The sequence below is a fragment of the Plantactinospora mayteni genome (genome assembly GCF_016862935.1).
In the GTDB taxonomy this organism is placed as follows: domain Bacteria; phylum Actinomycetota; class Actinomycetes; order Mycobacteriales; family Micromonosporaceae; genus Plantactinospora; species Plantactinospora mayteni.
In genome coordinates this window covers 41,223-61,934 of the sequence record NZ_BONX01000054.1, presented here as the reverse complement: position 1 = coordinate 61,934, position 20,712 = coordinate 41,223, and the positions used below count along the sequence as shown (strand labels likewise).

Genomic DNA, 20,712 nt, shown 5'->3' with positions numbered 1-20,712 from the left:
GGGCCGGGCGGTGCGGTCGGCGGCCACCGACCGCACCGCCCCTGGTTCCGGCGCGACAACGGAGGTAATCCTGATGTACCTGAGAACGCGTTGGCTGCGGAGCACCGCCGCCACCCTGCTGCTGGCGGCCGGGCTCGCCGCGCCGGCCACACCGCCGGCCGCCGCCGCGCCGCCCGGCACCGCCGTACCGGCCGTGGCGGCAGCTCCGCCGCAGACCGCCGACAACGTGCACATCTTCTACTACTCGTGGTACGGCAATCCGGCGCACTCCGGCAGCTACCGGCACTGGCAGCAGGGCAACCACACCCCGCCGCAGGACGTCGGCGCCAACTTCTATCCGACGCTGGGGGCGTACGACTCCGGTGATCCGGCGGCGGTGCGGCAGCACATGGCCTGGATCAGCCGGGCCGGGGTCGGAGTGCTGGTCTACAGCTGGTGGGGACAGGGCTCCTTCGAGGACAACCTGACCCCGATCGTGCTGGACGCCGCCGCCGAACACGGCCTCCAGGTCGCCTGGCACCTGGAGCCGTACAGCGGGCGGACCGCCGCCTCGACCGTCGCCGACATCAACTACATCCACAACCGGTACGGCGGCCACCCCGCCTTCCACCGGGACGCCGCGCACGGCAACCGGTCGGCGTTCTACGTCTTCGAGAGCCTGCGGATCACCGACTGGACGCCGCTGGAGCAGGTCAAGGGGAACAGCATCGTGCTGGCCCAGACCACCGACACCACGAAGGTCGCGCACTTCGGCGGCATGTACACCTACGACGGGATCGCCGGGGCGACCGCGCCCGGCTGGGCCAACGCCAACGCCTTCTGCAAGGCGAACGGCCTGGTCTGGGCCCCCTCGGTGGCGCCCGGCTACCTCGACGACCGGGCGGTACCCGGCAACACCACCCCGACGGTCGACCGGGCCAACGGGGCGGCCTACGACCGGCAGTGGGGCAACGCCCTGAGCGCCGCGAACGGCGGACCGCCGAGCTGGGTCTCGATCACCTCGTTCAACGAGTGGCACGAGGGCTCGACGATCGAACCGGCCAGCAGCAGCCCGCCGGGCGGACACGGCTACCTGACCTACTCCGGGGCGTACGGGCAGACCGGCGCCGCCGCCGAGACCGCCTACCTGGACCGGACCCGGTACTGGGTGCGCCAGTACAACCCGGCGGTGGGTCCGGGACCGCAGCCGGAACCGGGTCGCCCGGTGAGCCTGCGTGCCCACGCCAACGGCCGGTACGTCACCGCCGACCCGGCCGGTACCGCCCCGCTGATCGCCAACCGGACCGCGATCGGCACGGCGGAACAGTTCGAGCTGGTGGAGCTCGGCGGCGGCAACGTCGCGCTGCGTGCCCGGGCCAACGGCCGGTACGTCGCCGCCGAGAACGCCGGGGCGAACCCGCTGGTCGCCAACCGAACGGCGGTCGGCGGCTGGGAGACGTTCCAGTTGGTCCGCAACGGTGACGGCAGTGTCAGCCTGCGCGCCACGGTGAACAACCGGTACGTGGTCGCCGAGAACGCCGGAGCCGCCCCGCTGATCGCCAACCGGACGGCGATCGGCCCGTGGGAACGGTTCGACCTGATCGGCGGCTGACCGATCGGCACCCTGGCGGTGCTGATCCTGCGCTGCGCCGGGCGGGACCGGCAACCCGGTCCCGCCCGGACGTTTCCTAGCGGCCGAGCCGGGCGAACTGCTCGGGGGTGAGCTTCGCGGACGGACCGTGGTACAAGGCGTTGAAGACCATCTTGGCCTCGCCCCGGTTCCAGGTACGGAAGGCGACCTCACTGCCGAAGGTCACCACCGAGCCGGTGCCGACCGTCCAGCTCAGACCGTTGACGGCGCCGTTGAGATACTCGCCGCCGATCAGCCAGCCGCTCTGCAACTGCTCCCCGCTGTCCGGATACTTCGCGACCACCCGCACCGGGTACTTGTCCGGGTCGGTGACCTCGTAGGCGCGGTCCTCGTCGAACCAGACCGGGTTGTCCGGGTCCATGCCCCAGCCGGCCGGCTCGGAGGTGTCGATCTCCTGGCTGAGCAGCGCCCCCGGGCAGTAGAAGACCGACGAGTCGGTCGGCAGCACCGAGCGGAGCGGCAACTCGAAGAGCGCCTGTGCGGTCGGGGTCGCGCTGCCGTACGCCACCAGGGTGCCGCCGGCCGTCACGAACTCGCGCAGCTTCGTCCAGCCCTCCTCGCCGACCCCGAACGCCCAGCTCCACTCCGCCGGATAGTTGTTCCGGTTCAGCCCGTTGACGATCGAGTTCCGGCTCACCCCGTGCGGCATGACGATCGCGTCGAACCGGCCGGCGAGGTTCTGGTAGTCCTGCGCCCGTACCACGGAGTAGTTCACCCCGTACTGGTCGAACTGCCACATCAGCCAGCCGGACTGCATGTTGTTGGCCGGCTTGAGCAGCCCGATCCGGGTGCCCGGCTTGAGCTGCGCCCCGGCGACCCGGGGCACGGTCGAGATGGCCGCCACCGGGATGCCGGTGTCGCGCGACTGCTCCTGGAGCATCTGCCGGGCCGCGTCGGTCGGCGGCAGCACGAAGGTACCGGCCGGGAAGGTGCGCCCGCCGTCGGTGAACTGGGCGGCGGCCCGGAAGACGGGGATGCCCTGCCGTTGCAGCCGGGCCACGATCCGGAACACGCCGTAGGACTCCGGGCCGATGGTGTACGCACCGGTGGCCGGCGGTGCCGCCGGCATGCTGACCGGGGCCGGCCTGATCTCGGTGAGCAGCTTGGTGCTGGCCGCGAAGGAGGTGTCGACCAGGTCGGCGCGGAAGCCGAGCAGCATCGGCAGGGTCTGCGCGGTCACGTCGTACGGGCGCTGCGGCGGGCCGCCCGGATATTGCAGCAGGTGCGGATACTCCTGCACCTCCAGCAGGGTCTTGGCGAAGCCGCCGTACGGCTGGTTCAGGTAGACCACGTACGAGCCGGCCGGATAGCGCTGGTCGCCGATGGTGAACGCCGACTGTGCCTGGCGTACCTCGACCGCGCCCCGGTGCAGGATGTCGAGGGCGTCCCGGACCGCCTGCGGGTCGCGCTGACCGGCCGGGATGACGTAGGCCCGGGGACTGGTCCGGGTCACCGCCTTGCGACCGACCCGATAGAAGTTGTAGAGCCAGTTGTAGTTGTCGTAGGCGACCGACTCGATGCCGGAATAGAACGCCTGCGAGACGTAGTCGACGATCTGCCGCAGCGTCCAGGTCTTCTGGTCGTACGGCTCGATGAAGCTGATCGACGACTCCTGGCTGCCGATCGGCCGGTCGCTGACGTTCGGGAACGCCAGGTTCGAGCAGCTCGCCGCCTCGGTGAGGATCCGGACGGTGTTGTGGTAGACGCAGTACTGCCGGGACGGGGTCCAGTAGTCGTAGGTCATGCCCCAGCCGACGCCCTTCATGCCGGCGGCGGTCATGCCGCGCTGCATCGCCAGGCCGAGCGCGTCGGTCTGCTGCACGGTGATCGCGTCGATGTTCGGGTCGTACGGCGACAGGTAGGGCGGGGTGAACATCCGGGGCGAGCCCGCGCCGGCCTGGTGCGAGTCCTGCAACACCTGCGGGTGGTACTTCGCCTGGATCGCGACGGCATGATGGCTCTCGACCTGGGTCAACATGAACCAGTCGCGGTTGTCGTCGTGCCCGGTGTACTTCTGGTAGAGGTCCGGGTAGGTACGCGTGTAGTTGGTCCCCTCGGTGGCCACGAAGTAGTCGTTGACCAGCACCAGCCCGTCCGGGTTCTGCGCCGGCACCAGCAGGATCACCAGGTTGTCCAGGATCTCCGTCACATACTCGGACTTCTCGGTGGCCAGCCGGTGTGCCCACTCGATGGTGGCCTGCGAGTTGCCGACCTCGGTGGAGTGGATGCCGGCGTACACGAAGTAGAAGGGCTTGCCGGTCCGGGCCAGTTCCTGGGCCTCGGTCGGCGACAGGCCGCGCGGGTCGGCCAGCCGGTCGTTGATCGCGATCAGCCGGTCCAGGTTCCGGTGGTTCTTCGGCGAGGTGATGGTGAGCAGCACGTACGGGTTGCCGTTGGTGGTCTTGCCGACCTCCTGGAAGCTGACCCGGTCGCTGCGGTCCGCGATGAGCCGGAAGTACGGGACCATGCGGTCCCAGGTGGCGAGCCTGCCGTCGGAGCCGATCCGGAACCCGAAGTACTGCTCCGGGGTGGGGATCGCGGCGGCCTTCCCCACGACGTCCGGCGCGGCGACCGGCCGGGTCGCGGGCTGCGCCGCGGCGACGTCGGGGGCGGCCACGGTCACCGCGGTCGCGGCGGCGCCGGCCGCCGCGGTGGACCTGAGCAGGGTACGACGGGACAGCCCTGAGCCTTCACTGTTTGTCATCTGGTGCCGCCTTCCGTGGCCGGCTCGCACGGCCGGCCGTCGTCTGGCCCGGGGAGAGAGCACTCCCCGCGCCGCTACCAGTAGGTCTGGGTGTGGGGGTTTCGACGGCGGTTCGGCCCAGGGATGGCAACGATCATCGACGCCTCCCGGCCGTTCGTTGATCACCTGCCTCCATTGAGTACCAGTCGGACCGACCCTCGGGCAATAGAGATCAACATTTTTGGCCCAGGCCGGCCATCACGACGTCACACCGTGGTGCCGACACCGGAGACCAACCCCTCGCCCAATGGCGTACGGCCCGGGTTGCCGGTAGAAACATCTCAATCCACTTCGCGCGGCGAGGTGGTGCTCGTCGGACGGTGCAGAGAGCGCTCTCTGAATCCGACCCGGGTGCCACCGCCACCCTCCGAAGAGGTGCGTCGACGACGACGCAGCAGCACCGGTGCCCGATTCCGTTCGGGCACCCCACCGCAGCAACCCCACCCCGTCGCTGCGCCCGGCTCCGACGGACCCGGTCCGCCACCGGCGCACCGGCCCGGCCCCGGCCCCGGCCAGCGGAAAGGACGGACGAACCGCATGACGACCCACTCCCCCGGCCTCCGGCGGCGCACCGCGCGCCACCGGTTCCGCCGGGTGCTCGTGCTCGGCCTCGTGCTGGCCACCGCCACCGCCGCGACGAACGTGCCGGCCAACGCCCACCCGCCCCGGCCCAGTACCCCGGACCTCGGGCGCAACGTCACCGTCTTCGACCCGAGCATGCCGGTCAGCGAGATCCAGGCGACCCTCGACGCGACCCACGCCCGGCAGGTCGGCAACGAGATGGGCACCGACCGGTACGCGTACCTCTTCAAGCCCGGCAGCTACGGCAGCGCCGAGCAGCCACTACAGATCAAGGTCGGCTACTACACCGAGATCTCCGGGCTCGGGGCCTCACCCACCGATGTCGTGATCAACGGCAAGGTCGAGGTCTACAACCGCTGTCTGGAGGGCGGCGGCACCGGCAACTGCATCGCCCTGGTCAACTTCTGGCGTACCCTCTCCAACCTGTCGCTCAACATCGTCGCTAAGGGGCAGGACGACTGCCGGGCGTCGGCGAACTTCTGGGCCGTCTCACAGGCGGTCTCGCTGCGCCGGATGAACATCGGCGGCGGCGGACTGTCGCTGATGGACTACTGCACCGCCGGCCCGCAGTACGCCAGCGGCGGCTTCATCGCCGACTCGCGGCTGCCGGCCACCACCAACGGCTCGCAACAGCAGTGGCTGACCCGGAACACCGAGGTCGCGAGCTGGTCGAACGCGGTCTGGAACCAGGTCTTCGCCGGGGTGGTCGGCGCTCCCGACGACGCCGGATTCCCCGACCCGCCGTACACGACGCTGGAGAGCACGCCGCTGAGCCGGGAGAAGCCGTACCTCTTCGTGGACGCGAAGGGTGCCTACCAGGTCCGGGTGCCGGCGGTGCGGCGGGACACCCGGGGCATCACCTGGGGTGCCGGGCTGACGCCGGGCCGGACGATCCCGCTGCGGGACTTCTTCGTCGCGCGGCCGTCCGACCCGGTACAGGTGATCAACCGGGAACTGGCCCGGGGCAAGCACCTGCTGCTCACCCCGGGCGGCTACGACGTGGCGCGCAGCATCGAGGTCAACCGCCCCGACACGGTGGTGCTGGGCATCGGGCACGCCACGCTGACCGCCGTGAACGGCGCGGTTCCGCTGGAGGTCGCCGGGGTGCCCGGGGTGGTGGTCGCCGGGGTCACCGTCGACGCCGGGCCGCGGGAGTCGCCGGTGCTGCTCCGCGTCGGCAGCCGGCACGGCCGCAACCACAGCACCCCGCAGAACCCGATCACCCTCTCCGACGTGTACTTCCGGGTCGGCGGCCCGCACATCGGCCGGACGAACATCGCCCTGGAGGTGAACGCCGACCACGTGCTCATCGACCACACCTGGGTCTGGCGCGGCGACCACGGCGTCGAGGGCTTCACCGAGGGCGTCAACGGCGACACCGACCGCTGGCGGACCAACACCGGCCGGTACGGCGCCGTCATCAACGGGGACCACGTGACCGCGACCGGCCTCTTCGTCGAGCACTTCCAGCGGTACAACACGGTCTGGAACGGCGAGGACGGCACCACGATCCTCTACCAGAACGAACTGCCGTACGACCCGCCGACCCAGGCCGACTGGATGAACGGCGACGTCGAGGGCTGGGCCGGCTACAAGGTCGGCGACCGGGTGAAGCGGCACACCCTCTACGGCGGCGGCGTGTACGTCTTCAACCAGAACAACCCGTCGATCCACACCGAGAACGGCTTCGAGGTGCCGGAAAGGCCGGGCGTCCGGCTGCACCACATCATGACCGTCAACCTCAGCGCGGGCGTCATCGACCACGTGGTCAACGGCGTCGGCGGGCCGGCCGACACCACCCGGGTCGGCGCACCGGTCTACCTCGCGGAGTACCCGGCCGCGTAACGCGGACCACCGACGGCGGCCGGCCCGGGGTCTCCGGCCGGCCGCCGTGCACGCGGTGGGTGCGCGCCGCGCGGTTCAGGTGGAAAAGGTTCAGTGGCAGGTGCCGGTGCCGCTGTCGGCGTAGCTCTTGCCCGCCTCGGGTACGAACTGCCAGCTGTAGCCGTTGGCGTGCAGGGTGAACTTCAGCACGCCGTAGGTGTCGCTGTTCCGGGCCTCGCTGTTCGGCGCGATCGTGCCGAAGCCGTAGTGGCTGGCGCCGCCCATCCCGGCCACGAAGGACCGGATGCCCCGACTGGTGTCCCGGGCACCGCTCGGGTTCTGCGGCGCGAACCGCTCGTACTGGTGGTTGTGCCCGAAGACCGCGACGTCCGCGTCGTAGTCGTACAACGCCTGGTAGAGCGGGCGGGTGGCGGTCGACGGGGCGTGGTTGGCACCGCTGGTGAAGAGCGGGTGGTGCCAGTACGCCAGCGTGCACGGTCGGGTGTTGGCGGCCAGGTCGGCGCGGAGCCAGCGTTCCTGGGCCGAGCCGGCCGACATGCTGACGTTGGAGTTCAGCGAGACGACGTGCCAGTTGCCGAGGTCGTAGGAGTAGTAGCCCTGCCCGGCCGGGCCGGCGGTCGAGCCGAAGTAATTGTAGTAGCCGGTGGCGCCCGAGGTGTTGTAGTCGTGGTTGCCCGGCGACGGCCGGGTCCGCGCCTTGTGCCGGCCCCAGGTCGGCTGGTAATAGCTGTTGAACTCGCTGGCGGTGCCGTTGTCGTAGACGTTGTCGCCGGTGGTGAAGACCGTACCGGCGATGCTGTCCAGCAGGGCGGCGGTGGCGCTGTCCCCGGAGCCCGAGGTGGCGATGTCACCCGCGCCGACCAGCACCGGGTCACCGGAGGACGGCGGGGTGGTCGGCGGGGTGGTGCTGCCGGTGGTGACCACCAGTTGCGGCGCGTCCGCCCCGGTCTCCCGGGTGTCGAAGTACGCCCCGTCGCCGTTGCTCGACGTGCCGGCGAAACTGTACGTGCCGTTGCCGGTCACCACGGCGGCGACGTCCAGCTCGTACCAGGCGTTGCTGGTCACCGAGCCGATCGAGCCGACCGAGGCGCCGTCGATCGCGGGCTGGTTGTTCCAGGTGGTGCCGGTCTCCGACCAGGCGTTGCTGGAGATCGCCCGGAAGCTGCCGCCGCTCGGGCTGCCGCTGTTGCCGCTGATCGTCCGCAGCCGCAGCTTCGCCCCGGTGAACTGCCCGCTGACGCCGCTCACCGTGAACCGCAGGAAGGTACGCCGGACCGGCGAGTTGTCCACCACGACCTGGGCCGAGGTGCCGTAGTTGGTGCTCGGGGTGTCGTTCTGCACGTAGGTGTCGGCGACCGGGGTGAACGTGGCGGTCGCGGCCCCGGCCGGGGCGGTCGCGGTGAGCAGCACCGTGGCGGTCGTGGCCACCAGTGCGACCGTGGCACCGGCGGCGACTCCCAGTCGAATGTGGCGGGTACCCATCCGGTCTTTCCTTCCCTCGGGAGGTTCAGGCGTCGGGAATCTAATGACGTGGATGAACCGCCGTCGCACGTCCGGATGAACAGTTCGGTGCCCGGCCGGCGAACGCTTCCCGCGCCACCGCCCGTTCACCCGACGCACACCTGCCGGCCGCCCCGTTCCGGTTGTCCCGGCGGGTACCGGATTGCACAGTGGTTGCCCGGCGCCGACCGGGCGGCCGGGTGCCGGGCGGTTCGGCACCTGCACCGGTGCCGGCAGCGGGTACGGAGGTGATCGGCGGTGTACCTGTCCACGGTGGGCCGGCCCGACCCGACCGACCCGGACGCTGGTGCGGGGGCCGAGCGGTCCCGGTCCCGCCGCCGGGGCTGGGCGCTGGTCGGCGGCAACGTCGTCGCGCTCGGCACGGTCAGCATGATCACCGACGTCTCGTCCGAGATGGTCAGCGCCGTGCTGCCGATGTACCTGGTACTCGGCCTCCAGCTCAGCCCGCTCGCCTACGGCGTGCTGGACGGCGTCTACACCGGGGCGACGGCGCTGCTGCGGATCGTCGGCGGTTTCGTCGCCGACCGGATCCAGGCCCGCAAGCTGCTGGCCGGGATCGGCTACGCCCTCTCCGCCGTCGCCAAGCTGGGCCTGCTCGCCGCCGGTCGGTCGGCCGGGGCGATCGGGCTGGTCATCGCCGCCGACCGGCTCGGCAAGGGACTGCGCACCGCACCCCGGGACGCCATGATCACCCTCTCCACCCCGGCCGGCTCGCTCGGCCGGGCGTTCGGCGTGCACCGGGCGATGGACGGTGCCGGTGCCTTCCTCGGCCCGCTGGTCGCGCTGGCGGTGCTGGCCGCCGCCGGTGGGTCGTACGACGCCGTCTTCGTGAGCAGCTTCTGCGTGGCTGCGCTCGGGGTGGTGGTGCTGGTGCTCTTCGTACGCGACCGTCCCGCCCCGGCCCGCCCCGAGGCCGCCGCCGTCGGCGGGAGTGGCGGCCGGCCGGTGCTGGCGAGTAGCAGGCCGGAGCCGGTGACGGTATCCGAGGCGTTGGGGCTGTTCCGCGCCCCTGGCGTACGGCGGCTGCTGCTCGCCGCCGTACTGCTCGGGCTCGCCACCATCGGGGACGGCTTCGTCTACCTGCTGTTGCAGCGCCGCGAGGAGCTGAGTGCGGTCTGGTTCCCGCTGCTGGCCGTCGGCACCAGCCTCAGCTACCTGCTGCTGGCCGCCCCGCTGGGCGTACTCGCCGACCGGGTGGGGCGGCTGCCGGTGGTGCTCGGCGGCTATCTGGCGCTGCTCGGGACGTACCTGCTGCTGCCCGGCCCGGTGCACGGCTGGCCGCTGCTGGCCCTGGTGCTCGGCCTGTACGGCCTCTTCTACGCCGCCACCGACGGCGTCCTGATCGCGCTCGCCGGCCCGCTGCTGCCGGAGCGGCTGCGCACCACCGGGATAGCGCTGGTGCAGACCGGGCAGGCACTCGCCTACCTGCTCTCCTCGGTGCTGTTCGGGTTGGCCTGGCAGACCTGGGGACCGGCGACCGCGACCCGTGTGGCGGCGGCCTGCGTCGGCGCGGCACTGGTCGGCACGGTACTGCTGCTGGCCGCCCGGCCGACCGCCCGAGCGGGGGTGGCCGGATGAGCCGCGCAGCCGAGCAGGAAACGGGAGTGATCGGCGGCGGTGGCGGGCCGGGCCTGTCCCGACAGAAGCGGATCATGCTCACCGCACTGGCCGCAGTGCTGCTCACCGGGGTTGCGGTCGGCTACACCGTGGTCAGCGGCGGCGACCCCCCGGACGAGCCACCGGTACGCGGCGCGGCAGGGCAGGCCGACCTCACCCTCGCGCCCGGTCCCCGGCTGCTCACCGTCACCGACCGGCACCTGGCGATCGTCGCCGCCGACGACCCCGGTGGCGGGCGGAACGTCGCCGACCTGGAGTGCGTCCGGGTCTACGCCGCCGCCGGTACCGGCGTCTGCCTGCGCCCCGACACGGCCTGGTCCTACCAGCTCGTGGTACTGGACAGCGGCCTGCGACCGACCCGGTCCTTTCCGGTACCGGGCCTGCCGAACCGGGCCCGGGTCTCCGGCAGCGGCCGGATGGTCGCCTGGACCACCTTCGTCGGCGGGGACTCCTACAACAGCGGCGGCTTCTCCACCCGTACCGGCATCCTGGACACCCGGACCGGGGTGCGTGTGTCGAGTCTGGAGGAGTTCGCGGTGACCCGGGACGGCCGGCCGTACCGGGCGGCCGACGTCAACTTCTGGGGCGTCACCTTCGCCGCCGACGACAACCGCTTCTACGCCACCATGTCGACGGCCGGGAAGCGCTATCTGGTGCAGGGCGACCTCGCCGCCCGGACCGTACGCACCATGGCGGAGAACGTGGAGTGCCCGTCGCTCTCCCCCGACGGCACCCGAATCGCCTTCAAACGGGCCGTCGACGGCGATCCGGCGAAGGGCTGGCGACTCTCGGTGCTGGACCTGGCCAGCATGCGGGTCACCGCCTCGGCCGAGCGATCCAGTGTGGACGACCAGGCCGCCTGGCTGGACGCCGACACCCTCGGCTACACGCTGCGCGACAGCGACGGCCGGCCGGACGTCTGGTCCGTACCGGCCGACGGCACCGGCGCGCCCCGGCTGCTCGTCCCGGAGGCCGAGTCACCCGCCGCCCTCGGCTGACTCCCGCGCCCCATCGCCCGGCGCAGCTCGTCGGCGCCCCCGCAGATCGGGCGTGGCGACGGCCTGCCCCGCTCTGCCCACAGTCGGCTGTCGGTGCCCAGCCGTACGGCCTGAGCAGCGGACTGGGCACGAACACCAGGAGGAAGCGAGACATCGGTTCTTCCCCGATCGCAACCCGGACATCCCGTGGCGAGAGTGACGTACCCGGGGCATAGACTCAGAGCATCCTTGCGGGGGGAGGCGAGGAATGCGTTTCGGGATCCTGGGACCACTTGAGATCCACTCGGCTCGTGGTCCCGTGCGGATCGGTTCCAACCGGCAGCGGGCACTGCTCGCCACTCTGCTGGTCCACCCGGCCCGGTCCGTCGCGGTCGACGATCTGGTGGAGGCCATCTGGGGGTCGGCCGCGCCGGAGAATCCCCGTGCCGCCGTGCACACCTGCGTTACCAGGCTGCGCCGCAGTCTCGAAGCGGCCGGCACCGAACCGGTCCGGATCGAGCGCCAGGTGGGCGGTTACCGGCTGGCGATCGGCCCGCAGGACGTCGACCTCGGCCGGTTCGAGGCGGCGCTCCGGCGGGCCGAGGCAGCCCGGGAGGCGGCGGAGCCCGCGACGGAGGCGGCGGCCCTCCGGGCAGCGCTCGACCTGTGCCGGGGCGAGCCCCTGGTCGACATCCGCTCGGACTATCTGGACCGCGAGGTCGTACCCCGACTGGTCGAACTCCGGCTGGCCGCACTGGAACGCCGCATCGACCTCGACCTGCGGGCGCCCGGCGACCACTCGGCCCTGGTCGCCGAGTTGCACGGCCTGACCGGCCGGCATCCGTTGCGGGAGCGCTTCTGGGTACAGCTCATGATCGGCCTGGCCCGGTCCGGCCGGCGCGGCGAGGCGTTCGCCGTCTATCGCGAGGTGCGGCGGCGCCTGCGCGAGGAGCTGGGCGTCGACCCCGGCGAGGAGGTGCAGCGGGTCCACCTCGCCCTGCTCCGGGGTGACCCGCCGCCGACCGGCGACACCGCCAACCCGACCGGGGCCGTCCCGGCAGCCGCGCCGTGGACGAACTCCTGGCAACTGCCGCTGGACGTCGGCGACTTCGTCGGCCGGGGCCGGGAACTCAAGCACCTCCTCGACGGGCTGCGGCCACCGGCGGGCGGCGGGCCAGCCGTCGTCGTGGTCAGCGGGCCGCCGGGGGTGGGCAAGTCCGCACTTGGCATCCGGGTCGCCCACCAGCTCCGGGCCGACTTCCCGGACGGCCAGTGGTATGTCCGGCTGCGCGGCGCCGGCCCGGCCCGGCGGGACCCGGCACACATACTCGCGGAGCTGCTGCGTACCGCCGGGGTGAACCCGGTCGGGCTGCCGGACGGGACGGACGAACGCGCCGCCCTGCTGCGGTCCCGGCTGGCCGACCGTCGGGTACTGCTGCTCCTCGACGACGCCGCCGACGCCGCACAGGTGGCGCCGCTGCTGCCCGGCCGGCCGGGCTGCGCCGTCCTGATCACCAGCCGGTCGGACCTCGGCGGGGTGACGGCACTGTACGGTGCCCGCCGGCTGACGCTCGGCCTGCTCGTCCCCGACGAGGCACACGAGCTGCTCCGCCGGATCGTCGGGCCGGACCAGCTCGGCGCCCGCGAGGCGGCGGAGCTGGCCGACCTCTGCGGCAGGCTGCCGCTCGCGCTGCGGATCGTCGCCGCGAACCTGGCCGGCCGGCCCTCGCTCAGCCCGGCCCGCTACGCCGGCCAACTGGCCGCCGGAGACCGGCTGGCGAAGCTCACCGCCGACGGGGACGAGAACCTCACCGTCCGCTCGGCGTTCGACCTGTCGTACGCCAGCTCCGACGAGGCGCAGCGACGGGCGTTCCGACTGTTGGGGCTGGTGCCCGGGCCGGACGTGTCGGTGCCGGGCGCGGCGGCGCTGTTCGGTCTCGACGAGGAGCAGACCGGCCGGCTGCTGGACCAGCTCGCCGCGGCGAACCTGGTGGAACGACACACCATGGAACGGTTCCGCCTGCACGACCTGCTCCGGCTCTACGCCGCCGACCGGGCCTGCGCCGACGAGTCGGCGGACGAGCGGGCGGCGGCGCTGCGTCGCCTCTTCGACTGGTATCTCCACGGCGCCAACGACGCGGCGATCCGGTGCTATCCGATGATGTACCCGGCCAACCTGCCCGAACCACCGTCCGAGCTGCGCACACCCGAGCACGAGTCGGCCCGGGCCGCCCTGGACTGGCTCGACGCCGAGCGGGCCGGCATCGGCGCCGCCGTGCAACACGCCGCGCGACACGGCCCGACCCCGTACGCCTGGCTGCTCACCTATGCGATCCGGCCGGACATGCTGCTCCGCTACCACATGGCCGAGCTGGACGCGATGAGCGAGGCCGCGCTGGACGCCGCCCGGCGTACGGCCGACCAGCGGGCCGAGGCGACGATGCTGCTGACCCGGGGGACGCTGGGGGTGACCACCAACCGGTTCCAGGAGGCGCTCGACCACCTCGCCGAGGCGCAGCCGCTGGCCGAGGCGCACCAGCAGGCCGAGCTGGCCGCGAGCATCGCCAACATCTGGGGATTGGTCCACCTCAACCTCGGCGAGCTGGCCCAGGCCGCCGAGCAGTTCGACCGCTCGCTGCGCTGGGTCGACGTCATCGGTGAGTCGGCCCGGCCCCGGACGATCTCCACCCTGATCAACCTGGGCGTCGCCCGCCTCGAACTCGGCGAGCTGGACCGGGCCCGGACCTACTTCGCGCGTGCCCTGCTGCTGGCCGAGACGCACGGCTCGCCGTTCAGCGTGGCGACCGCGCTGGTCAACCTCGCCGGGGTGGAGCTGGAGCTGGGCAATCTCGACCGTGCACTGATCCTCTTCGAGGACTCGCTCGGCAGATACCAGGAGTGCGGGGCACGCCCCGAGGAGGCGATCGCGCGGCAGGGGTTGGCGACGGCGCACCGGGACGCCGGACGCTACGACCGGGCCGAGGAGCAGGCCCGGCTCGCGGTCGAGCTGACCGAGCAGATCGGGCACCGGCGGTACGCCGCCGACTCGCTCGCCACCCTCGCCTCGGTCTACCTGCTGACCGACCGGCCGGAGCTGGCGGCGGCACACTACGCGCGCAGCCACGATCTCGCGGTCGAGTTGGGCTACCCCCGGGTCGAGATCGAGTCGCTGGCCGGCATCGCCCTGTTGGAGGCCGTCGACACCGACGCGCCCGCTCCGAAGGTCCCGGACCCGTCGCCGTCCCGGCCGGACGCACCGATCGCGGTGGCCGGTACGCCGGCGACCGGAGGCCCCGGCACGCCGTCGACCATGCGCGCCGACCCAGCTGGCACCGCGACAACCCGGGATCGGCCGGATGCGGTGGCCCGGGCGAGGGCGGCCGGACTGCGGCTGATGGAGGCGAAGGCCCTGGTGCTGCGCGCCCGGGTGGGGCTGCGGCGGGGTCGGCTCGACGAGGCGTCGGACGACGCGGAGCTGGCGCTGACGCTGCACCGGGAGTCGGGATGCCGGCTCGGCCAGGCGCAGGCGCTGGTCCTGCTCGGCGAGGTCGCCGCGCTCCGGAACCACCCGGAGGCGGCGGAACGGTGGCGGGAGGCGGCGGAGCTGTTCACCCGGATCGGCTCGCCGTTCGCGGCGGAGCCCCAGGCACGGCTCGCGAAGGATCCGGCACGGCGCGGGGAGCCGCTGCCGGAGACCGCCTGACCGGCGAGACGCGAAGCCGCTGCCGAAGCCGCCTGAGCGGCGGCGCGGGGAGCCGCCGCCCGAGACCTCCTGACCGGCGACTCGGGAAGCTGCTGCCGGAGACCCGCTCGGCAGGCGGGGACGGGTGCTCAGTTCGGCCGGGTCGCCGGTGCCCGGCGGGCCGCGCCGTCCGCGCTCTCCATCGTCTCCAGCGCGATCTCCAGCAGCGCGACCCGGCGTTCCCGCTCGTCGCCGAGCCCTTCCCCGAGCAGGTCACCGGCGTGCAGGCAGAAGATGGCCAGGATCCGGCGCAGTTGCGCGCCCAGCGGCTCGTCCGGCACGACGAGCAGTTCCACGGCCCGCCGCATCCGGGCGGCCAACCGCCGACCGCTGGGCAGCGCGCTGACCACGGTCGGGTTGCGGGCGACGAATCGGCTGATGTCCGCCTGCCGGCCGGTCTCGTACAGGCCGGTGGCGTAGCGCCGGACGAACTCCCGGCGCATCCGGGCCGGATCCGGCTGCTGCTCCGCCCACTCGAACAGTTCGTCGAGGGCGTCGATCCGCTCCTCGATCAGGCTGTCGACGATGTCTTCCTTGGCCGGGAAGTGGTAATAGAGCGCGGCCTTGGTCAGGCCGAGCCGGTCGGCGACCTCGCGCAGCGAGGTGCGGTCGTAGCCGTCGGCGACGAAGAGGTCGAGCGCGACGTCCCGGATCCGGGCCCGGGTGTCACCGGTCCGGAGCCCGCTCCGGCGACCGGTCGGAGCCGGTCCGCCGGTCATGGGGTCACGTAGCCGAGGGCGGCCCGCACCACCTCGACCAGGGGGCGCTCCTGATGGTCGGTCCAGTGCTGGGTGGCCGCACGCAGCGCGTGCAGGAACGTCCCGGCGAGTACCCGGGCGTGTAGCGGGGTCTCCGGTGCCTCGGGCAGCCGACGGGCGATCTCGGCGGTGAACTCCTGCTCGACGGCGCCGTACGCGGTGATCTGGTGGGCGGCGAGGCTGGGATGGTTGCGGATCAGGCGCCGCTGGGCCAGCCACAGCGGGTCGAGGCCGTCGCTCTCCCGGGCCAGTTGCTCGGCGGCCCGGGTCAGGGCGGGCCAGGGCTGTTCGTCGAGCGGCTGGGCGTGTACCAACTCCAGCAGCCGGCGGATCCGCACCAGATCGGCGTGGAACAGAGCTTCTTCCTTGTTCGCGAAGTAATTCGAGAATGTCCGGCGGGACACATCGGCGGCATCCGCGATCGCCTCCACGGTCACCCGGTCGGGCCCCTGCTCGGCGGCGAGCCGGAGTGCCGCCCGGTGCAGTGCCTCCCGCGTCGCGGCCTTCTTGCGCTCCCGCCGCCCCACCGTCTCATCCATCGGGAACAGCGTACGTGTCGGTGACTCATTTCTCAAAGCGAAAACTTGCACACTGGGCAGCTATTCGGGAATCCTTGTGTGTGACAACCAACCGCCCGAGGAGGCGAGGTGGACACCACCGCTCGGCACACCGGGCTCGGTGACCGGCTCCGTGACCTGATGTCGGCCCTGCGGCTGATCCGGCACCGACGCTCGATCGAACGGCCGGCCGTGCCGTCCGGCCTGGTCGGCATGCTGTTGCAGATCGACGAGCTGGCCGACCAGGCGGCCGGCTGCCACGCCAAGGAACTGGCCGACCGCTCCGGACTCGACCCGTCGACGGTCAGCCGGGCGGTCGCCGCGCTGGTGGCACGGGGCCTGGTGACCCGCCACGCCGACCCGGCCGACCGGCGGGCCAACTTCGTCGTGCTCACCGACGAGGGGCGTACGGCACTGGCCGACGCCCGCGACTGGTACGGCGAACTGCTCGGCGCCGCACTCGCCGACTGGAGCCCGGCGGAGATCGACGCGCTGACCGGCGCGCTCGACCGGTTCGTCACCGACATCCAGGCCAGCCTCGACCGGGCCCCTGGACAGATCAACTCTCAAGAAAACCTGGAGGCCGCGCGATGAGCGCACCGACAACCCTCGCACCCGCGCCGGAAGCGGAGCCGATGAGCCATCGGCGCACCCTGGAGGCGCTCAGCGGCCTGCTGTTGGTGCTCTTCGTCGCGATGCTCAGCAGCACCGTCGTCTCGACCGCGCTACCCAAGATCATCGGCACCCTGAACGGCTCGCAGACCCAGTACACCTGGGTGGTCACCGCCACCCTGCTCACCGCGACCGCGACCACCCCGATCTGGGGCAAGCTGGCCGACCTGTTCAACAAGAAGGCCCTGGTCCAGACGGCCATCGTGATCTTCCTGGTCGGCTCCGTACTGGCCGGGCTGAGCCAGGACGCCGGCCAGCTCATCGCCGCCCGCGCCTTCCAGGGCATCGGGGTCGGCGGTTTGCAGGCCCTGGTCCAGGTGGTGATCGCCGCGATGATCCCGCCCCGGGAACGCGGCCGGTACAACGGCTACCTCGGCGGCGTGATGGCGCTCGCCACCGTCGGCGGACCGCTGCTCGGCGGACTCATCGTCGACACCTCCTGGCTCGGCTGGCGCTGGTGCTTCTTCGTCGGGGTACCGATCGCGATCATCGCGCTGCTCGTCCTCCAGGCCACCCTGCACCTGGTCACGGTCCGTCGGGAGAACGTGAAGATCGACTATCTCGGCGCCAGCCTGATCGCGGCCGGGGTCAGCGTGCTGCTCATCTGGATCTCGTTCGTCGACGGCTCGTTCGGCTGGCTCTCCTGGCAGACCGGTGCCATGGTCGGCGCCTCCGTGGTCCTGCTCGCCCTCGCCGTCCTGGTCGAGGCCCGCGCCGCCGAGCCGGTCGTACCGCTGGACATCGTCCGGCAGGGCACCACGGCACTGTCGATCGTCGGCAGCCTGGCGGTCGGGATGGCGATGTTCGGCGGGGCTGTCTTCCTCGGCCAGTACTTCCAGATCGGCCGTGGCTACAGCCCGACCGAGGCCGGCCTGCTCACCATCCCGATGATGGCCGGGGTACTCGCGTCGTCGATCGTGACGGGGCGGATGATCACCCGCAGCGGGCGGATCAAGCCGTACATCGTGGTCGGGGCGATCGTCCTGGTCGCCGGGTTCCTGATGCTCGGCACCATCGACCACGAAACCTCCCTGGTCTTCATCGGCGGGGCGATGCTGCTCGTCGGGATCGGGGTCGGGATGACCATGCAGAACCTGGTACTCGCGGTGCAGAACGCCGTACCGCTGAAGGACATCGGCGCGGCGAGTTCCTCGGTGGCGTTCTTCCGCTCGCTCGGCGGCACCATCGGAGTCTCCGTACTCGGTGCGGTGCTCGCCCGCCGGGTCACCGAGCAGATCACCCAGGACCTGACCGCGGCCGGAATCCCGGCCTCGGGGGCCGGCAGCGCCGGGGGCAGTCTCAACCTGTCCGGCCTGCCGGACGCCGTCGTGCAGATCGTGCGCAACGCCTACGGCGACGCCACCGGGCACATCTTCCTGATCTCCGCGGCCATCGCGGTGATCGGGGTGATCGCCGCCGCCCTGCTCAAGCCGGTCACCCTGCGGACCAGCCTCGACCTGCCGGACCCGGCCACCAGCGCCGCCACCGCGGCGGGTGCCATCGACGGCGCCCCGGTCGACGGCGCATCGCCGGCCCCGGACGGGGCGGCGACCCGGCGCTGACCGTGCCCACCGGTGCCCGCCGGCCGTGACCCGGCCGGCGGGCCACGTGCGATCCGGACGACCGGCCCATCCGGGCTGGTCGTCCAGCGTCGGCTAGGGCTGTCTCGTGGATCTCGGTGGAGATCCGCGAGACAGCCCTAGCCGCCGACTCGGACGCATGCTTCACGTTTTCGATCGAAAAAGTTAGAGTTCTCTATGCGTCGAGGTCTCGCTCTCGCGGTCGCCGCGCTCGCGGCCAGCCCAGTGCTCGTCAGTCCCGGGGTCGCCGCCGCCGCGACGGTGCCGGCCACACTCGTCATCGGCAGCGACTTCCCCGACCCGGACGTGATCCGGCACGGCAACACCTACTACGCCTACTCCACCAACAACGGCAACGGAAACGTCCCGGTCGCCACGGCCAGCTCCCTGACCGGCCCGTGGACCCGGCGGCCGGACGCGCTGCCAAGCCTCGGCGCCTGGGCCAGCGGCGGCCTGACCTGGGCGCCGGACGTCTCGGCGCGGGCCGACGGCACGTTCCTGCTCTACTACACCGCCCGGAGCCGAGCCGTCGGCCGGCAGTGCATCGGCGCGGCCGTCGCCAACTCCCCGCTCGGCCCGTTCAGCGCCGTCGGCACCGAACCGCTGGTCTGCAACGGCGGCGAGGGCGGCGACATCGACGCGTCGAGCTTCGTCGACAGCACCGGACTGCGCTACCTGCTCTACAAGGACGACGGCAACGCGATCGGGCAGCCGACCAGCCTCTGGCTGCAACGGGTCGCCGCCGACGGGGTGACCCCGCAGGGCGCCCGGGTCGAACTGCTGCGCAATGATCGCCCGGAGGAGGCCGGCGTGATCGAGGCACCGGTGCTGACCAGGGTCGACTCCCGCTACGTGCTGTTCTACTCGCTCGGCGGTTACGGCGGCACCGGATACCAGACCAGCTACGCCACCTCGACCTCGCTGACCGGGCCGTACACCAAGGCGTACCGGTCGCTGATCACGACGGCGAGCACCGACGCGCACGTCACCGGACCCGGCGGCGCCGATCTGGTACGCGAGCCCGGTGGCGACTCCGTCGTCTTCCACGGCTGGCTGCCCGGGAACACCGCCCGTGGCATGTACGTCGCGGCGCTCGGCTGGAGCGGCGGATATCCCGTGGTCCGGGGCAGTAGGGTGCGCTACGAAGCCGAGCGCGGCGTACTCAACAACTGCGCCGTACGGAGTACCGCGAGCGCATCGCAGGGACAGGTGGTGGCGTACCTCGACCATCCGGACAGTTGGGTCGAGGTCAGCGTCTTCGCGCCCCGGGCCGGCGGCTACACCGCGTACGTCAGCTATGCCGCCGGCTACGGCGACGCCCAGCACACGCTGACGGTGAACGGCGGCGCTGCCCAGGTCGTCGACTATCCGAACTCCGGCTGGGAGAACTGGCGGCAGGTGGCGGTCAGCGTCACCCTGGCCGCCGGAGTCAACACCCTGCGGTTGAACCACCGCAGCCGGTGGGCGGAACTCGACCACATCGAGATCGCCTAGGAGACCGCTGAGCGACCCTCCGGCTGCCGGCAGGTCGCCGTCCCGGGCGGTGGTCGAGGCCGCCTGTCCGGTGCGACTCCGGCCAGTCGCAAGGCACACAAAACGCCCGTCGGATGGCACACGACCATCGCGGATTGCGAGAACGCTCATCGAAATTGTTTAATCTCTACCCAGGCCCCTATCCTTCCTGCTCCCGAGCCCTTACCCTCGTTGACCTGGGAAAAGGAGCTGAGAACATGAACGGAAGCAGTACCCGAACACGCCTACGGCGGCTGCCGGCCTTCGTGGTCGCCGGCGCGGCCACGATAGCCGGGCTGGCGGTCGCGTCGCCGACCTACGCCGCCCAAGCACCCGCCAACACCTGCCCGCAAGTGGAGATCATCGGCGCCCGGGGCAGCCTCCAAGCTCCCGGCCTCGGCCTCAACCTCACGCCGCTGGCCCAGCAGATCACGCAGCAGTTGCCGCAGACCGTCCGTGCCACCGCACTGGCCTACCCGGCGACATTGTTCAACTACACCGGCAGCGTCCGACAGGGCGTCGCCGAGGTCCAGCGGGTCATGACGGCCACCGCCGCGAAGTGCGCCGACACCCGCTTCGTCCTGGCGGGCTACTCGCAGGGCGCCCAGGTGATGGGCGATGCGCTGGTCGGCGGAGGTTTCGCTGGCAGCTCGCCACTCACCGCCGATCTCGCCTCCCGGATCTCCTCCGTGCTGCTCTTCGGCGACCCGACGTTCACCGCTGGCGAGTCGTTCAACGTCACCAATCGCCCGGCCTCCGGCATCCTCCCCCGCAGAGCCGGCCAGCTGAGCGCGTTCGCCGACCGGATCCAGTCCTACTGCAACGCCAACGACCAGTTCTGCCAGAGCGGGACCAGCCTCGCCGCGCACCTGGACTATCGGAGTTCCCTGGGCCAGGCCACCAAGTTCGTCGCCGCCCAGGCGAGCGCCGACTTCGGCGGTTGACCCTGCTGGTGGTCGCGGGCTGGATGATCCAC

General features: G+C 71.8%; 13 protein-coding genes. 9 read left to right on the top strand and 4 right to left on the bottom strand.

Translation table 11 applies throughout. The features are described 5' to 3' along the window. Window positions 1-73 precede the first annotated feature (73 nt). Entirely contained in the window at window positions 74-1,591 is a 1,518-nt protein-coding gene (locus Pma05_RS35190) for a glycoside hydrolase family 99 protein (RefSeq protein WP_203861846.1), read from the top strand. Between the two features lie 76 nt (window positions 1,592-1,667). On the opposite strand, the gene Pma05_RS35185 is transcribed toward Pma05_RS35190, so the two are convergent. Then, the gene (locus Pma05_RS35185; RefSeq protein WP_203861845.1) at window positions 1,668-4,334 is read right to left on the bottom strand and encodes a M14 family zinc carboxypeptidase; all 2,667 of its coding nucleotides are present in this window, start codon (window positions 4,332-4,334) and stop codon (window positions 1,668-1,670) included. A 576-nt stretch (window positions 4,335-4,910) separates the two neighbouring features. Here Pma05_RS35185 and Pma05_RS35180 point away from each other — a divergent pair. Next, window positions 4,911-6,800, top strand: coding sequence for a pectate lyase-like domain-containing protein (locus Pma05_RS35180; protein ID WP_203861844.1), 1,890 nt, complete (start codon window positions 4,911-4,913; stop codon window positions 6,798-6,800). Between the two features lie 90 nt (window positions 6,801-6,890). On the opposite strand, the gene Pma05_RS35175 is transcribed toward Pma05_RS35180, so the two are convergent. Then, complete coding sequence (locus tag Pma05_RS35175) at window positions 6,891-8,282, bottom strand: CBM96 family carbohydrate-binding protein (protein ID WP_203861843.1); 1,392 nt, start codon at window positions 8,280-8,282, stop codon at window positions 6,891-6,893. 276 nt (window positions 8,283-8,558) lie between these two features. Here Pma05_RS35175 and Pma05_RS35170 point away from each other — a divergent pair, with 276 nt between their 5' ends. From Pma05_RS35170 to Pma05_RS35160, 3 genes are all read left to right on the top strand, one after another. After that, window positions 8,559-9,899, top strand: coding sequence for an MFS transporter (locus Pma05_RS35170; RefSeq protein WP_239313762.1), 1,341 nt, complete (start codon window positions 8,559-8,561; stop codon window positions 9,897-9,899). Further along, window positions 9,896-10,936: a TolB-like translocation protein gene (locus Pma05_RS35165; RefSeq protein ID WP_239313759.1), complete on the top strand. Its 1,041-nt coding sequence runs from the start codon at window positions 9,896-9,898 to the stop codon at window positions 10,934-10,936. Before Pma05_RS35170 ends, Pma05_RS35165 begins: the two co-directional genes overlap by 4 nt. A gap of 298 nt (window positions 10,937-11,234) precedes the next feature. After that, window positions 11,235-14,618, top strand: a complete 3,384-nt coding sequence (locus Pma05_RS35160) for an AfsR/SARP family transcriptional regulator (RefSeq protein ID WP_203861842.1) — start codon at window positions 11,235-11,237, stop codon at window positions 14,616-14,618. 128 nt (window positions 14,619-14,746) lie between these two features. On the opposite strand, the gene Pma05_RS35155 is transcribed toward Pma05_RS35160, so the two are convergent. Then, on the bottom strand, window positions 14,747-15,376 hold the full coding sequence (locus tag Pma05_RS35155; RefSeq protein ID WP_203861841.1) for a TetR/AcrR family transcriptional regulator: 630 nt from the start codon (window positions 15,374-15,376) through the stop codon (window positions 14,747-14,749). Beyond that, window positions 15,373-15,954: a TetR/AcrR family transcriptional regulator gene (locus Pma05_RS35150; RefSeq protein ID WP_203861840.1), complete on the bottom strand. Its 582-nt coding sequence runs from the start codon at window positions 15,952-15,954 to the stop codon at window positions 15,373-15,375. The genes Pma05_RS35155 and Pma05_RS35150 overlap by 4 nt, the downstream gene beginning before the upstream one ends. Before the next feature lie 108 nt (window positions 15,955-16,062). On the opposite strand from Pma05_RS35150, the gene Pma05_RS35145 reads away from it, so the two are divergent. The 4 genes from Pma05_RS35145 (at window position 16,063) to Pma05_RS35130 (ending at window position 20,680) form a co-directional block, all read left to right on the top strand. After that, complete coding sequence (locus Pma05_RS35145; protein WP_239313756.1) at window positions 16,063-16,566, top strand: MarR family winged helix-turn-helix transcriptional regulator; 504 nt, start codon at window positions 16,063-16,065, stop codon at window positions 16,564-16,566. After that, on the top strand, window positions 16,563-18,206 hold the full coding sequence (locus Pma05_RS35140; RefSeq protein ID WP_203861839.1) for an MDR family MFS transporter: 1,644 nt from the start codon (window positions 16,563-16,565) through the stop codon (window positions 18,204-18,206). Before Pma05_RS35145 ends, Pma05_RS35140 begins: the two co-directional genes overlap by 4 nt. Window positions 18,207-18,401: 195 nt before the next feature. Continuing rightward, window positions 18,402-19,718, top strand: coding sequence for a family 43 glycosylhydrolase (locus Pma05_RS35135; protein WP_203861838.1), 1,317 nt, complete (start codon window positions 18,402-18,404; stop codon window positions 19,716-19,718). A gap of 236 nt (window positions 19,719-19,954) precedes the next feature. Continuing rightward, on the top strand, window positions 19,955-20,680 hold the full coding sequence (locus Pma05_RS35130; protein WP_203861837.1) for a cutinase family protein: 726 nt from the start codon (window positions 19,955-19,957) through the stop codon (window positions 20,678-20,680). Window positions 20,681-20,712 lie beyond the last annotated feature (32 nt).

Coding starts and splice junctions, on each gene's coding strand:
- Pma05_RS35190 (WP_203861846.1), top strand. CDS start 74: ATGTACCTGAGAACGCGTTGGCTGCGGAGCACCGCCGCCACCCTGCTG.
- Pma05_RS35185 (WP_203861845.1), bottom strand. CDS start 4,334: ATGACAAACAGTGAAGGCTCAGGGCTGTCCCGTCGTACCCTGCTCAGG.
- Pma05_RS35180 (WP_203861844.1), top strand. CDS start 4,911: ATGACGACCCACTCCCCCGGCCTCCGGCGGCGCACCGCGCGCCACCGG.
- Pma05_RS35175 (WP_203861843.1), bottom strand. CDS start 8,282: ATGGGTACCCGCCACATTCGACTGGGAGTCGCCGCCGGTGCCACGGTC.
- Pma05_RS35165 (WP_239313759.1), top strand. CDS start 9,896: ATGAGCCGCGCAGCCGAGCAGGAAACGGGAGTGATCGGCGGCGGTGGC.
- Pma05_RS35155 (WP_203861841.1), bottom strand. CDS start 15,376: ATGACCGGCGGACCGGCTCCGACCGGTCGCCGGAGCGGGCTCCGGACC.
- Pma05_RS35150 (WP_203861840.1), bottom strand. CDS start 15,954: ATGGATGAGACGGTGGGGCGGCGGGAGCGCAAGAAGGCCGCGACGCGG.
- Pma05_RS35140 (WP_203861839.1), top strand. CDS start 16,563: ATGAGCGCACCGACAACCCTCGCACCCGCGCCGGAAGCGGAGCCGATG.
- Pma05_RS35135 (WP_203861838.1), top strand. CDS start 18,402: ATGCGTCGAGGTCTCGCTCTCGCGGTCGCCGCGCTCGCGGCCAGCCCA.
- Pma05_RS35130 (WP_203861837.1), top strand. CDS start 19,955: ATGAACGGAAGCAGTACCCGAACACGCCTACGGCGGCTGCCGGCCTTC.